The following is a 14,584-nucleotide window of genomic DNA, read 5'->3' on the forward strand; positions in this document are numbered from 1 at the left end:
AACTTCCCCGCCTATGTAGTATGAACGATTACGGGGGTTGTCGATTGCCACCTGGGGCCAAACAATCAAACGTTGATTCGAGACACGCCCGCAATGAAGGGATTCTAGGATCGTGCCGGTTCTGCCGCAACCCAAGCCCTTCAAACGAGATACGTCCACCACACGCAAAGGTGCATCAAAACTTCGATGAGTGACAATCGTAAAGAGAACAAAGACGAAGAAAACCGCGGTGGCGGAGCAGTCCTGTGGTTGCTGCTTGCGGTAACGGCAACGGTTGTGGCCTGTGCCTATCTCGTCAACAGCACGCAGTACGCGATCCGTTATTCCGACCTGGTCGAATTGGTCCAATCGACGCAGTACGCGGAAAAAAATTCGCTCGCCCTCGTCGATGCCCCCGACAAACAGAGCCGCTTGGTCGTCGCACTAGTCCGCGATCCCAAACAGCGTGGCGAGTACAGCAAGCCGCATAACATCAGCCTGGCCCAAAACGTGATCACGGGCGAGGTCTTCTATCGCCCGTACAAAGATGGCGAACCGGTTGGCGAGCCGAAAGAGGTCAGTTTCAAGACGATCCGATCGGCCCTGAACACCGACGAAGAGCAGCGTCTGACGGCGATGCTCAACGACGCCAACATCTCTTGGGGACACAGCGAACGGTCGGACCTCGTCTCCGATTGGGGGCCTCCGCTGCTGATGATTGGCGTGATCATCGCGTTGACAGTCTTTATGTTCCGCAAGATTGGCGGCGTCGGTTCGCCGATGTCCTTCGGCCGCAGCAAAGGCAAATTGTACGCTCAAGAAGATCTGGCGATCACGTTTAAGGATGTCGCCGGAATCGATGAAGCTGTCGAAGAAGTCAGCGAGGTTGTCGATTTCCTTAAACACAGCGACAAGTATCAAAAATTGGGAGGCCGGATTCCCAAGGGAGTCCTGTTGGTCGGACCTCCCGGGACAGGCAAGACGATGCTGGCCAAGGCGATCGCCGGCGAAGCGGGGGTTCCGTTCTTCGGCCTCTCGGGCAGCGATTTTGTCGAGATGTTCGTCGGCGTTGGTGCGGCTCGCGTTCGCGATATGTTCCAACAAGCCGCCAGCCGCGCCCCGTGCATCATCTTCATCGATGAAATGGACGCCTTGGGCAAGAGCCGTGGCAACAACATGATGGGAGGCCACGACGAACGCGAACAAACGCTGAACGCGCTGCTGGTCGAGATGGATGGTTTCGACAGCAACACCAGCGTGATCGTGATCGCGGCAACCAACCGTCCCGAAACGCTCGACCCCGCATTGATGCGACCGGGCCGATTCGATCGGCATGTATTGGTCGACCGCCCCGACATCGGCGGCCGCGAAAAGATCCTCAAGGTTCACGTCAAGAACGTCAAACTGGATGAAGACGTCGATCTCAAGGGGATCGCATCGATCACCAGCGGTTTCGTCGGTGCCGATCTCGCCAACCTGGTCAATGAAGCGGCATTGTTGGCCGCCCGCGCAGGGAAGACATCGGTGGGGATGTTTGAATTCAACGAAGGTGTCGAACGGGTCACCGCCGGTTTGGAAAAGAAGAACCGTGTGATGGATCAGGACGAAAAGATCCGGGTCGCGTATCACGAAGCGGGACACGCGTTGGTGGCCTGCAGCCTGCCCGACACGCATCGCGTTCACAAGGTTTCGATCATCCCGCGTGGCCTCGCCGCACTCGGATATACGATGCAGCGGCCCGAAGGGGATCGATATCTGATGACTCAAGGGGAACTGGAGAGTCAGATCAAGGTCTTGTTAGGCGGCACGTTGACCGAAGAGATGGTTTTCTCCGACATCAGCACCGGTGCCCAAAACGACCTGGAACGGGCCACGCAAACGGCTCGGTCGATGGTCATGGATTATGGCATGAGTCGGTTGGGGCGGATCAATTTCCGGCAAACCAATCAGTCGGCGTTTCTGGCCACTGGGGGCGAAGGAAATTACGCTCGAATGCACAGCGAGCAGACGGCTCGCGAGATCGATGAAGAGGTCAAGCGGATCATCAACGAAGCGTTGCGTGCGACGAACGAGATCTTGGCCATTCGCCGCGATGCGCTCGAAGCGATCACCCATCGGTTGCTGGAAATCGAATCGATGGACGGCGATGAATTGCTGAGCATCATCGAAGCGCATTCGCCCAGCCCACGCGTCGTCCCAGGTACATCGGCGCCGCGTCGCGATCGCCCCGGAACCGGCGGAGCGTCGGAGATCACCCCCAAGGGCGATTCGCAAAGCGGTTGAATCGTCAGGGTGATTCGTTAGGGCAATTCGCTGACCGCGAGTTGCCCAGCGGATGCCGTTATTCGCTGTCGGTCAATTCGCGGACAAACGTCACGTCCGGCTTGAAGCGCGCTTTGACTTTGCAGAATTCAGCGACGTAGCGCTGCACCGTTTTCTGTTCGGGGACTTTAAATCGATCCCCTTTCTGAAGGATCGGCTTGTATTCGTCCATCTCGCCAAACTGCCGTGTCCCGGCCGCCTGACACGGAAACCAATGCGGAGCGCCGGCCGCATCGTGCAACATAAACTCGGGGTAACAATGCCCGGGGATCCAGACCATTCGCGCGGGAATCCGTTTGGCTCGGCACAACGCGACAAACAGGCTGGTCAATTCTTCGCAATCGCCGTGGCCGTCATCGAGCGCTTCGACAGCCGACTTGATATCCCCTTCGCGATATTCGACATGGTCGCGAACCCAGTCGTAGATTTGTTCGACCTGTTGCCAAGGTGTTTGTTCGGGCGTCGCCTGCAACTCGTTAGCGATCTTGCGGATCTTGCCATGGCGTGGATCGATATAAGGACTGCTCCCTAGAAAGATCCGTTCCTCGCGTTCCAGCTTTTCGGGAACCACTAAATCGTTTGTCTCTCCGACGCCCTTAATTCGCGACTTGGTCACTTCAAAAGTGAACAGCGCATCGGAGGCGGTATTGGGAGGAACGTTGACCATCCGTACCATAACCTGCTTGGCGCCACCCAGCAGATCGCGGGTGTCCCATCGATCGACATACCGGCTGAGATTCTGATCGACAACCTGGACCGATTGCTCGGGCCAATTGGTTGGAACCGGGAACGTTGCGTAGATCTCTTCGCAGATCGATCCGGCACTCATCACTTTGACGCCCACTTGCCACAGCTGTTTTTCCGGCGACAGAAATTCCAGCCGATCTTCAACCGCGGTTGCGGAGGTTTCCTGCGCCGCAACACTTCCACAAAGCATGGCGGTCCCCAGAGCAAGCGCCGATCGGCGCGTGATCGGTTGCCCAATCGCGGATGACTTCAGCGACTTGGCTGCGGCATCGTATGAGTTGTTGTTGGATGAAAAGGGACCGGGATAGAGGGATGAATTCATCGGAGACGCCCATGTTCGCGGTGGGGGGATCAGCGGGTTGCGGCGGCGGCAATTTGTCGACGACCGCTACGCTCCGAACACGCTGTACAACCCGTTTTCAAGGCACGGTCAAGCTGACCGGCTTTCTTTATAGTGATTTGAAGTGCCGCGGTTGTCGAGTCCGATGACAACCGTATCGCACTGCGACTATTTCGCACGGATGGCAATTGCAATCCGGACGAGCTTAGTTAGCTGGTTGTGGCAACTGAGGCACGGGAGCCATATTGTTTCCCGTTCCGTTAGGAACGACATAACCACCGTCGGAGTATTGACCGGGTTGTGGAACACCCTGCGACGACTGCCAACCACCTTGGTAGCCGGAGTCGGAGTAAGGTCCCATCCCGTCGGTCACGACACCAGTGCTATACCCAGAATATGCATCGGTACCGCATCCGCACCCTCCGGTTGCGGCGGGAGCGTAATCGTAAGCCGGACTGGTTGCCGCACCACAAGCAGCACCACAAGGCGCGCCAAGATTGCCACAGAGTCCAGGTCCCATGCCGGCGCAACCCGTTAAGGCGGTCATCGACACAGCTGCTACGAGCATTACAAAACGTGCATTCATTGTTCTCACCTAATCCCAAATCTTGAGTTAAAAACCGTGCAGCTTCTTTAAGCCGCACAACTCTAGGTTGTGGGATGATGCGTGCAAGCAAGAATGAGGTTTTTTTGCAACATCGGTTTATATGTTTGTTGGAATGGAGAAAGGTGCGGTGCGTTTTGTAAACATTCCGCGACCATCGATCCCCGTCGGTGGCCGCGCATCGATACGCTCTCGCGCGATCGTCTTTCTGACGGTCGCGCTGATCTTGAGTATCTACAATTCGACCCGCGGCCATGCAGCGATGCTGCACGAAGGGGACGAATATTGGGTCGTCAATACACGCTGCATCAGCAGCAACAGTCGCTGTGCGAATCTGGAAAGCCCCACCCTAAAGATCTACCGATATCAACAGGGCAGTGGGTTGCAGCACGACCGGCTCGATGGTCTGCTTGCGCGGGTCGATGAAGACCGATCGTACCTCAACGTGATCTATGTCCATGGCAACCGGTTCACGTCGCAGGAAGCGATCGATCGATCGTTGAACATCTACCGTAAGGTCAAGCGACGCTGTCACGACGAAACAAAGATCCGTTGGATTCTGTGGAGTTGGCCGAGCGACCCCATCTTCAATCCGTTGACCGATGTCCGCACCAAAGCGACCCGCGCCGATACCCAAGCGCTGTATGCCGGCTGGTTGCTGCAACATTTCCCGGCCACGGATCGATTGGAAATGGTCGGCTACAGTTTTGGTGGGCGAATCGTAACCGGGGCGTTGCACACCGCCGCCGGCGGATCGATCCACGGACGCAGCCTCAGCGGCCCGCCGCTGCGTGGCGCGCGGATCGCCATCAACCTGGTCGCCCCCGCCCTCGACCGACACTGGCTGGCCCGCGGTTCCCAGCATGGCCTCGCGACCGAAAACATCGGTTCGATGAATCTGTTCTACAACAGTAACGATCGGGTCCTAAAACTGTATTCCATGGTCAGCAAGTACTATAATCCGGTCGCACTTGGGTTCGCCGGACTCGGACCGCTGGCCCCCCGATCGGATCAGCTGCCGATCCAGATTCGCAGCAAAGACTGTCGCAATTCGGTCGGCTTGCTGCACGACGAACTGAAGTATTACGAGCCGTGCTGCAACGCAGTAGAGATGATTGCAACGTCGATTCAAGCGAGTTATTCGCCTATCGTTCCAGTTGCGCTCGCACAATAAGAGTGCAGTCGGGCGGGCCGGGCCAGCCGTCTTGACGAACGCTCGCGGGCAACCGATCCTGTTTACAAAGCCCTTCCTCCTCCGATCGATGGTTAAATTGTAATGTCTGATGCTCCGCACAAAATCTCGCACTCGACGATCAGCTCGTTGCATCGGATCCACAAACAGTTGACCGAACTCAACAATCGAATCAATCGCGGACCGCGACAGATGAAGGCCAGCATCGCAGCGATCGAAGCCTGCAAGGCTGCCGAAGCAGAGGCGCAAGCGACGCTCAAGCAAGCGAAAATGGCTTGCGACAAGAAGCAACTGCAATTGAAAGAACGCGAACAACGCGTCATCGATCTAAAAGGCAAACTCAACACGGCCGCCAGCAATCGTGAGTTCCAGACCTTCAAGGAACAGATCGCTGCCGACGAACAAGCCAATGGCGTGTTGTCCGATGAGATCCTCGAAGCGTTCGATCAAATCGAACGACTGACCCAAGAACTTCAACATCGCTCCGCCGAACTGAAACAACGCGAAGACGATCAAGCCTCGCTGCAAAGCGAAGTCGATGCGCGAATGGCCGAAGCCAACGTCGAACTTCAAAGCGTTATGGCGGAACTGACCGAAGCGGAACAGCAATTGCCTGACGATGCTGTCGACATCTATCAACGCTTGATTCGCAGCCAGGGTGAGGATGGATTGGCCCCCGTCGAAGGTCAATCGTGCGGCAATTGTGGAGCCACATTCGCCCCACAGACCCTCAATCGTTTGATGCTGTCCCACTTCATCTGCTGTCCCACCTGCGGTGCGATTCTCTACATGACCGCCGATTCATCGATCGAATAAATCCCCCTTCGCCAGACGGCTGACTTCATGAACCCAAACTCTGGCAACCGCCACAATTCGCTTCCATCGACACTCGGCAAGTCGGTGCTGATGATGCAGATCATCTCGATCGCACTGCTGTTCGGTGCGGTCAACATCACCATGATCCTGGTCGCGATGGCGATGACGCGCGAGAATGCGGCTATCAAAACCGATCTCGAACCACTGGTGATCATCGTCTTTGGTTTTGCGATCCTCGCCGCGGCGGTATCGATCGTGCTCCCTTCGCTGTTGCTGCGATCGGCCGATCAGCACGCAGCGGCGGCAGCCAAGTTGCGCGACGACGCCAACCATCCGACGATCGATCCCGAAGCACCGCTGACCGAACCCGAAGCCCTGATGCTGGCCCGCTACCAAACGTCGCATATCGTGGGTGCGGCGTTGATGGAAGGTCCAGCTCTGTTGGCAGCGGTCGCGTTCTTCATCACATCCAACGCGTTCTTCCTGGCGATCGCCGTGCTGATGATTCTGTTCCTAGCGATGCGTGTCGCCACGCAAAGCAAGGTCAGCACGTGGATGGAACAAGCGATTCGCCACGCCGCTTAATTCGATCGCAGCGCCGCTCGTAAAATCTGCACCGGATGCTCGGCCGTGCGTCCCGTGCCGTCGGCGATCTGATGTCGGCAACTGGTTCCCGGAGCGGCGATCAGGTTCTCCTCGGGCTCCTTGCGAACCGTTGGAAACAGCACCAATTCGCCGATCTGCATCGACAGATCGTAATGCTCCGACTCGTATCCAAAGGATCCCGCCATCCCGCAGCACCCCGAAGGGATCAGCCGGACGGTGTAGTTTTGCGGCAACTGCAACATCCGCACCGTCGGTGCCAACGATGCCAAAGCCTTCTGGTGACAGTGACCATGCAGTCGAATCGTTCGCTTGTCCTCGGTGAAGACATCCGCCTTGATCCGCCCCGCATCCATCTGCTTTGCTAAAAACTCATCGATCATCAGACAGTGTTCGCTCATCTGCCGAGCCGCGTCGCGCAATTCGCCGCGAACCAACTCGGGATACTCGTCGCGAAAGCTGAGCAGCGCCGACGGTTCGACGCCAACCAACGGCAGGTCTTCCGAGACGCGATCTTTCAGCAACCGAACGTTCTCTTCGGCCACATCGCGAGCCTGGCGAAGCAGCCCCTTGGACAACGCCGCCCGTCCGCTCTCCCGATGCTCGGGGATTTCGACAGCAAAGCCGAGTCGTTCCAACAACTCGACCGCCGCGATCCCGACAGGTGTATCGTTGTAGTTGGTGAATTCATCACAGAACAACAACACGCGGCCGTTTTGCCCGGCGTTCGGATGCGGCGTGTGCGTGGCAAACCAACGCTGCAACGTGGTGCGATGCATCGTGGGGAGCGAACGCTTGGGAGCGAACCCAGCGAAGCGTTTGAACAATCGCGAGGTCACCGCGTTGCGAACGATGAAGTTAAACATCCACGGCGCGTAGGCGGCCAGTCGGCTGTTGCGGGCAAAGTTGGCGATCAATTTGGCCCGTCGCGGTACGCCATGCGCATCATAGTAGCCCTGCTGAAACTCCGCCTTCAGCTTGGCCACATCGACGTTCGATGGACATTCGCGTTTGCAGCCTTTGCATGACAGACACAGATCCATCACTTGGCGGACCTCTTCGCTGTCGAACGGAAACCGTTGGCCATCGGATGCCGTCAACACATGCCGCAGCATGTTCGCACGAGCCCGCGTCGTATCTTGTTCGTCGCGCGTCGCCATGAAACTGGGACACATCGTTCCGCCGGACAGCTGCGTCTTGCGACAGTCTCCCGCCCCGTTGCACAACTCCGCCGCTCGCAACACCCCCTCGGTCCCGCTGAAATCCAAGATGGTTGGAATCTCGGGGGTGCTTTGTCCAGGCATGTACCGCAAGCTGGAATTCATCGGCGGCGTGTCGACGATCTTGTTCGGATTGAAGATATTCTCCGGATCCCACAACGTTTTGATCTGCCGGATCACATCGTAGTTCTTCGGTCCGATCATCTGCTGCAGAAACTCGCCGCGCAACCGGCCATCGCCATGCTCACCACTAAGCGAACCGCGATACTCCTTCACCAGATCGGCAATCTCTTGGGCCACGTCGCGGAACTGTTGATTCCCCGCAGAGGTCTTCAAGTTGATGATCGGTCGCAGATGGATCTCGCCCGATCCCGCGTGCGCATAGTGCACACACTCCAACCCATATTTCGATTTCAGTCGGCGATTGAATTCGGCGATAAACTCCGGCAGATCTTCGATCGCAACCGCCGTATCTTCGATCACCGCCAACGGTTTCGCATCGCCGACAACGTTGCTGAGAATCCCCAACCCCGCTTTGCGTAGATCCCAAACCTTGTTCGTGTCGTCGCCGGTTAGGATGGGAAAGTGGTAACCGAGGCCGGCAGCTTTCATTTCCGCCACCAATTTCTCGGCCGCCGCAACCGCTTGGTCGTCCGTTTCGGCGCGGAATTCGATCGCCAGAATCGCCCCCGGCTGGCCGTCGACGAAACTCATGTTGGCGCGTTGCTCCAGATTCCGAGCCGCACCGCTGAGCACAAAGTGATCGACCAACTCACATGCGAAGATCGAATGCTTGACGGCCAGCAGCGTCGCCCGCAGCGATTCGTCAACAGTTTCAAAATGAGGGCACAACAGCGCCGACGCCGGTGGCGGCAACGGCAGACAACGAACCTTGATCTCGGTGGCGAAGAAGAGCGTCCCCTCGGACCCGGCCAGCAACTTGCAGCAGTCCAACGGTTTATCGGTTGCCGCGTCGGCCGGTGCCAACGGCGACGCGTCCATCAACAGATCGACAGCGTATCCGGTGTTGCGTCGTGGGATCTGTGGCTTGGGAAATTCGCGAGCGATCTCGTCGCGGACCTCCGGCTGGCTCAACAGATCGCGGATGCCGCGATAGATCTGCGATTCCAACGAATCGTTTTTGGGGTCGCATTTGGCTTCGAACTCTTCGTCGCTTAGCGCGGTGAAAGTCGCTTCGCTGCCATCGCTCAAGAAGCCGCGGACTTCCAGAACATGGTCCCGCGTGCTGCCGTAAACGATCGAATTGGAACCGCACGAATTATTGCCAAACATGCCCCCCAACATCGCCCGATTCTGCGTCGACGTCTCGGGACCAAACAACACGCCATGCGGTTGCAACGCCATGTTCAATTCATTGCGAATCACGCCCGGCTGCACCCGCACCCAACCCGCTTCGGCATCGATCTCCAAGACCTTCGTGAAATGGCGAGAGATGTCGACCACGATTCCCGCGCCGACAACCTGCCCGGCCAGCGAGGTGCCGGCGGCGCGTGGGATCAGCCCGATCTTGTGCTTGCCCGCAAACAGGATCAAACGGCGGATATCGGCTTCGGTTCGCGGGATCGCGACGGCGAGCGGCGTTTCTTGATAGAGCGAAGCATCGGTCGAATAGAGCGTTCGCGCGACCGCATCGATCCGCAACTCTCCCTCAAACTGTGACTGCAACTCCACTAACGATGATTGAAGACTGTCTTGCATAGATTCTCGGTCGACTCTCGCAGGACCTCGATCGTCCCGCATAATTCACAGGGGTTCGTCTCGTTCAGCGATCAAACCGACGCGGCCACACAGATCTCGGTTCGGCCCGTCGCCAATTGACGAGCCCGGATGTTGGGATATCCCCACGACCGAATCTGATCCAACCAGATCGGAATATCGGCCGCCCGTTCGTAGGAACTCAGCTTCAGCGTCAACAGCATCCCCGCGATCGAGGTGTCGCGATGTTGGACGATGTTTTCCACCGTGGTCAGCGTCTTTTCGGGCTTCACATTGGAATCGACCAACAACCATTTGGCCTTGGCATAGTGATGCCGTTTGATGTCGCCACCGCGAGCGCGGAAATGGCGATAATGGCTGTGCTCCATAATCGATTCGTCCATCTCGGCCGGATCGATTCCGATCACATGCAGCCCCAGTTCCAGCAGTCGTTGAACCGACCCGCCCGGCGCACTGCCGATTTCGACGACTTGGTCCCCTTCGTGCAATTGGAAACCACTCCAGGCAATCGCTTCGGAGGTCTTGTAATACGCCCGCGAGATCACTTCGCGATCGCGATTCAGAGGAAACGTTCCGCCAGGCCAACGATTCACCGCCGTTTCGACGTTGTGCCAACCGACCCACCACTGGTTCGATTCGACCATCACGATATCCAAGATCCTGTCCCCGGGGCGGGCGATCTGGTTGGCCATCGGCGACGCGACCAATTCCTCTTGATGCAGTTTCGCCGCCAAGAAATCAGCCACCGCTTCGGTCAACGGTTCGTTGCCCGGCATAAAGCCTCGCTCGCCGACGGGCAAACGATCGCGGCCCCACAGATGCATCAGATCGGGCTTGGGCAGATTTGCCACTCGCAAAAGTTCGACCAATTGGTTGGCCAAGACGTCCGACTCCTCACCGGCAACCTTTCCGATCGACCAGGCCGCGTTGCGGATGAAGATTCCCGCGGGGAGAGCATCGTCGCCACCATCGGCGGGGGATGCGTTTTTCAGCGTGATAAAACCGGGACGCGAGAACGCGAGCCGCCATTTTTGATCATCGAGTTCCGCCTTGAGCGCTGGCTCGGAACCCTGCTGGCAGCACAAAAAACAGAACGAATTTGGGGAGGGCGGCTGGTTAGTCATTCATTTTGCGCAACCCGAGGGGTGCGGAATTGGTCGGCGGGTACATCTTGGAAACTTACTAGCATACCACCGATTTGCGAAATCAGCGCCCGGTCTTGCACCGACAACATCGGACTAAATTGATGCTCCGAGCGCAGCGTCTCGGTTTGCTCCCCAACGGTCGCCCGCAGCGTGATGTTCTTAGGCAGAACGTCGCTGGCGGACATCTGTTCGTTTAATGCTAGTCGAGCGAAGGGAGCCCCACGTGGATTTTGATACATATTCAACCGCGTCGCCCATGCGGTGAATTCGTTATAGACCTTGGCGAGACCTGGTTGGGAAGCCACTTGGGTTTCGGCGGTGTACAGATACCCAGGAAATCCAGCCTGAAAAATGCCAGTTTCCAGATCGGCACTCGGTTGGGTGCTGACACCAATCGCGTCGGCTTTGCCCGTCTGTTGGGCCTGCTGACGCAGCGCGGCCATGTACCGAACCAGGTCATCGCAGCGGAGCGTGGTCCGTTTCTGGGTCGTCGAATCGAGCAGGATGATGGTCGATCGCGAGACATCGAAGACCGTGATCTGTGACTTTCCCGGCAATTGAACGTCATACGCTACGCCGGCGTCGAACAGCGTCAACGTTTCACCGACAAGCAGCGGTTTGCGGCCTTCGAAATAGATTTTCGTTTCCGCCCGAAGGGTGGGATGCTCGCTCGTCTGCGCTGCCAGCGGACTGACCGAAAGAACACAGCCAAGCCCTGCGAGCGTCAACAAGATCGCAGCCTTTGGTTGAATGGAGTTTGTGGCGAACATTCGAGTCCCTTTCCAATGAAGTCCCAGTTTTGCCAGCTTGGCCCCACGCTCCGGACGAATCGATTCGCGCGCAGCAGGGCCCCGCAGGCAGGCGGAGGCTAGCAGGATCGAGCGTGTGGTTCCAGATCGAAGTCGCGCTGATCCCACGCTGCCGAGGCATAAAAAAAGACCTCCACAGCAGGCCCCGCAAGAGAAAACGCCCGGCTTTCGTATTCAAGATGCCCTTGACCGTCCGATAAATGAACGATAGAGGTTGAATTGCTCAGATGTTATTACAACATTGAGAAACCGCCCTGCCACTTTATGTCTGAGCACCCACGAAGGTTTGTTGCAAACGCAACTTGCTCACGGAGGATAAGCATGAGTGGCATGGCTCTATGGTTGTTGGCTGGTGTAGTAGCCGCTGGCATCCCCAACGCGAGGTCGGCTGACGAACAGGTCGATCTGATCGAATTGAATCATTTCTTCGACGAACACGGCCGGCACGTGTTCGACCAAGTGATCTTCTATCACTGGTCCCAGACCCACAATCGCTTTCATGTGAAGGCATGGCGATTGGTCAAAGATCCCGAACAGCTGCCGCAAAAATCGTGGAAGCCGGTCGGATACCGATGCGTTTGGCACGACGATGGCGTGTTGCGAAGCGTTCGCGCACCGGCTTATCGGGAGACGTGGACCCAGGTCGACCCCGAGCGAACCAACCGCCAATTGCTCCCTCAGGATCAACGAACCGGTCTGCTCAAGCCAGTCGTGCGGGAACCGTACAAACGCCCGGAGCCAGCCGAGATTGCCAGCGCCAGCGAAGCGCCGCGCTAGCCCTGACGCCGCCAGTGCAAACCGTAGCGGAAGTCGTCAACGGCCTGTCGATATAAGTGGTCTAGGTTCGTTTTTTTCTTGGTTTCCTCCTTACCTCCGCTGGCGATGACGGCGTAGCGGTAGCTACAAGTCATCGAGAGCAGGTAGGAGGAGAGTCGGACAGGGAAAGGCACGATGCCGGTGAAGTCGAACGTTATGGAACGCACGCTCGTGCAAGATGGGGAGCCAGACACAGCAAGCGATGAACATTGTGAGCGATGCACAACCATTGCCACTCGCAACGAACCTTCTCTAGGCCGCGCACAAGGAACTCACGAACACCAAAGTGATGCTTGATCAACGCGAAAGGACGTTCGGTTACCGCCGCTCGAAGAGCGTATTTTGTGCGTGAGCAGTCCCTCTGCATCCGACGCGTGTGCGAAGTCTTGGCTTGTTCGTGGACACCGCACTCGATCCGGCCACCATATTGATTGCGACTGTTCTTGAAACACTTCGTCCGAAGTGAACAACCCGAACAGTCTCGCTTGTCGGCTCGGTAAAGGAAACGCTCGGCACCGGTGTGATCTTTGCGCCGGCTCTTGCGCTCGAGTGTCTTGCCCATCGGGCAGTAGTAAACGTCCGCCTCGGCATCGTACAGGAATGCTGACTTGTCAAACGTCCGCTCGTCCTGCTCACCCTTCTTCGGCTTCTTGCCGCGAACAGGAAGTCGGTCAATCTTTTCGGCTGCGATCGGTTGACTTGGATCTTTGCGGTACGCCGGGTTCTCCGGTCCCGCTGGCGTGTAGAAGTCGACGTGCTTGTCCTTGCAGGCAGCAATGTTCTCACCGGTTGCCATCAATCCGTCGGCCAGCACCTGGACCTCACGCTCGCGATCGCCTTCCATGAAGCTCTCGCGAACCTGATCGATCGCCCCGTGCATGTGGCTCTGTTCATCAATGCCGCTGATCACATCGGCTGCGGCGATCAGCCCGCTATCGGCATCGACCGTGGCCGTTGGGTTGTAGTTCGGTGCGAAGCCGCCTTCCTTGTTTTTGGCGATCCGGCTTTGCGGGTCGGTGATCGGCAAGCGATCGGGAACCTTCTTGCCTTCGCTTTGAATCCGCTCGAGCTCGGCAAGGGCCGAGTCAATCTGCTGGCTCTGGCGAGAGAGTTGCTCTTCTTTGTCGGCTGCCGCCGCAGCGTCGAAGATTTCGTCTTCGCTGTCCTGAGCCTGCTCAACGGCTTGGCGATGTTCTTCAAACTCGGCGGTGAGTTGCTTCTTGGCCTGTCGAAGTTCGTCCGGCGTCCGCGTGCCGCTGCGGCGGTTGCTTGCTCGCAGGCGTGTGCCGTCATAGCCGAGTGACCGCAATGTGAGATGCCCCATCTGTTGAGCAATCAGGCCGATTTGAACAAACAGGTCGCCGATAGCCCCGGCGTTGGAGGTGCGAAAGCGGGCGATGGTGCTGTGGTCGATCGAGCGTCCTTCGGCCAGCCAGCGAAAGTCCAAGCGAAATTGCAAAGCTTCCTCCAGTGCCCGGGAGGTTCGCACGCGTTTGAGTAGCCCGCAGAGAATGACTCCGGCGATGACGCGAGGATGAATTGGCGGCTGTCCTTTGGTGAGGTCGTAGCTAGCCTCCCAGTTCGACCAATCGATCTTGCCGAGCATCGCATCGATGGTGCGAACCGGATGCTCGATGGGGCGGCGTCATCAAGTTTTTCAGCGAAAAGAACGAGCTGTTCGCGATTTTCTTTCGGTTGTGCCCAGCCCATCGCTCTTCTCCAAACTGACCGTACGATTGCCCCGTAAAGAGTTTAGCGCTATCCAGTTCCATGTCGACAGCGAATGCCTAAATCGACAGGCCGTTGACGACTTCCGCTACGAGTTTCGTTTAACCGCCGTGCCCATCGGGCCGCGCTTCGAGCCTCATGGACGCGTGGGGCGTTGCCGCCGCGGTTAAACGAAGTGATTCGACGCGTTTGCCACAAAACCGATCCCCAAGGGCTCGCAGAAGGTAGCCGGTGGCCGGAGCGTAGCGCATGCCACCGGAAACGGTAATGCAATCGATCGCCGCCCACGACGGGGGCGCACAGCTGTCTGCAATCCCGTTGGGATTGTGTCGCGCGATCGGGGCTCGCGAACCGGAGGTGCGCCGCTTCGCGACGACCACCGGCTACCGTCTTGTATCCCTTCGGGAAGCCTCGAGTCGGCTGCAAATCGTTTAACCGCGTGCCCAACGGGCCGCGCTTCGAACCTCATGGACGCGTGGGGCGTTGCCGCCGCGGTTAAACGAAATGATTCGACGTGTTAGCCACA

The 14,584-nt window shown here is 57.7% G+C and carries 11 protein-coding genes; 5 read left to right on the top strand and 6 right to left on the bottom strand.

The features are described 5' to 3' along the window. Window positions 1-186: 186 nt before the first annotated feature. Complete coding sequence (ftsH, locus tag EC9_RS19645) at window positions 187-2,262, top strand: ATP-dependent zinc metalloprotease FtsH (RefSeq protein WP_145347843.1); 2,076 nt, start codon at window positions 187-189, stop codon at window positions 2,260-2,262. A gap of 58 nt (window positions 2,263-2,320) precedes the next feature. Here the strand turns inward: ftsH and EC9_RS19650 are convergent, their stop codons facing one another. Both EC9_RS19650 and EC9_RS19655 read right to left on the bottom strand, forming a co-directional pair. Then, window positions 2,321-3,370: a transglutaminase-like domain-containing protein gene (locus EC9_RS19650; RefSeq protein WP_145347844.1), complete on the bottom strand. Its 1,050-nt coding sequence runs from the start codon at window positions 3,368-3,370 to the stop codon at window positions 2,321-2,323. Between the two features lie 223 nt (window positions 3,371-3,593). Next, window positions 3,594-3,974: a hypothetical protein gene (locus EC9_RS19655; protein WP_218934278.1), complete on the bottom strand. Its 381-nt coding sequence runs from the start codon at window positions 3,972-3,974 to the stop codon at window positions 3,594-3,596. 148 nt (window positions 3,975-4,122) lie between these two features. On the opposite strand from EC9_RS19655, the gene EC9_RS19660 reads away from it, so the two are divergent. The 3 genes from EC9_RS19660 to EC9_RS19670 all read left to right on the top strand — a co-directional run bounded on the left by EC9_RS19660 (window position 4,123) and on the right by EC9_RS19670 (window position 6,585). Next, on the top strand, window positions 4,123-5,166 hold the full coding sequence (locus tag EC9_RS19660) for an alpha/beta hydrolase (protein ID WP_218934279.1): 1,044 nt from the start codon (window positions 4,123-4,125) through the stop codon (window positions 5,164-5,166). A gap of 102 nt (window positions 5,167-5,268) precedes the next feature. Continuing rightward, complete coding sequence (locus EC9_RS19665; RefSeq protein WP_145347847.1) at window positions 5,269-6,000, top strand: zinc ribbon domain-containing protein; 732 nt, start codon at window positions 5,269-5,271, stop codon at window positions 5,998-6,000. 27 nt (window positions 6,001-6,027) lie between these two features. Beyond that, window positions 6,028-6,585 (top strand): hypothetical protein, encoded by a 558-nt coding sequence (locus EC9_RS19670; protein ID WP_145347848.1) that lies wholly within the window; start codon window positions 6,028-6,030, stop codon window positions 6,583-6,585. Here the strand turns inward: EC9_RS19670 and EC9_RS19675 are convergent. The 3 genes from EC9_RS19675 to EC9_RS19685 all read right to left on the bottom strand — a co-directional run bounded on the left by EC9_RS19675 (window position 6,582) and on the right by EC9_RS19685 (window position 11,475). Continuing rightward, complete coding sequence (locus EC9_RS19675; protein WP_246105779.1) at window positions 6,582-9,509, bottom strand: FAD-binding and (Fe-S)-binding domain-containing protein; 2,928 nt, start codon at window positions 9,507-9,509, stop codon at window positions 6,582-6,584. The genes EC9_RS19670 and EC9_RS19675 overlap by 4 nt on opposite strands. Window positions 9,510-9,613: 104 nt before the next feature. Next, window positions 9,614-10,684, bottom strand: a complete 1,071-nt coding sequence (locus EC9_RS19680; RefSeq protein ID WP_246105780.1) for an SAM-dependent methyltransferase — start codon at window positions 10,682-10,684, stop codon at window positions 9,614-9,616. Beyond that, window positions 10,681-11,475 (bottom strand): hypothetical protein, encoded by a 795-nt coding sequence (locus tag EC9_RS19685; protein ID WP_145347850.1) that lies wholly within the window; start codon window positions 11,473-11,475, stop codon window positions 10,681-10,683. The genes EC9_RS19680 and EC9_RS19685 overlap by 4 nt, the downstream gene beginning before the upstream one ends. Before the next feature lie 360 nt (window positions 11,476-11,835). Here EC9_RS19685 and EC9_RS19690 point away from each other — a divergent pair, with 360 nt between their 5' ends. Beyond that, a complete protein-coding gene (locus EC9_RS19690) occupies window positions 11,836-12,291 on the top strand; it encodes a hypothetical protein (protein WP_218934280.1) in 456 nt (151 codons plus the stop codon). A 193-nt stretch (window positions 12,292-12,484) separates the two neighbouring features. Here EC9_RS19690 and EC9_RS19695 read toward each other — a convergent pair whose 3' ends face one another. Beyond that, window positions 12,485-13,966, bottom strand: coding sequence for an IS1182 family transposase (locus EC9_RS19695; protein ID WP_261342963.1), 1,482 nt, complete (start codon window positions 13,964-13,966; stop codon window positions 12,485-12,487). Window positions 13,967-14,584: the final 618 nt, after the last annotated feature.

The sequence above is a fragment of the Rosistilla ulvae genome, assembly GCF_007741475.1.
GTDB classification, from domain to species: Bacteria; Planctomycetota; Planctomycetia; order Pirellulales; family Pirellulaceae; genus Rosistilla; species Rosistilla ulvae.

Bases quoted from the DNA above. Each gene is read 5' to 3' on its own strand.
- ftsH (WP_145347843.1), top strand. From the start codon at position 187: ATGAGTGACAATCGTAAAGAGAACAAAGACGAAGAAAACCGCGGTGGC.
- EC9_RS19650 (WP_145347844.1), bottom strand. From the start codon at position 3,370: ATGAATTCATCCCTCTATCCCGGTCCCTTTTCATCCAACAACAACTCA.
- EC9_RS19655 (WP_218934278.1), bottom strand. From the start codon at position 3,974: ATGAATGCACGTTTTGTAATGCTCGTAGCAGCTGTGTCGATGACCGCC.
- EC9_RS19665 (WP_145347847.1), top strand. From the start codon at position 5,269: ATGTCTGATGCTCCGCACAAAATCTCGCACTCGACGATCAGCTCGTTG.
- EC9_RS19670 (WP_145347848.1), top strand. From the start codon at position 6,028: ATGAACCCAAACTCTGGCAACCGCCACAATTCGCTTCCATCGACACTC.
- EC9_RS19680 (WP_246105780.1), bottom strand. From the start codon at position 10,684: ATGACTAACCAGCCGCCCTCCCCAAATTCGTTCTGTTTTTTGTGCTGC.
- EC9_RS19685 (WP_145347850.1), bottom strand. From the start codon at position 11,475: ATGTTCGCCACAAACTCCATTCAACCAAAGGCTGCGATCTTGTTGACG.
- EC9_RS19690 (WP_218934280.1), top strand. From the start codon at position 11,836: ATGAGTGGCATGGCTCTATGGTTGTTGGCTGGTGTAGTAGCCGCTGGC.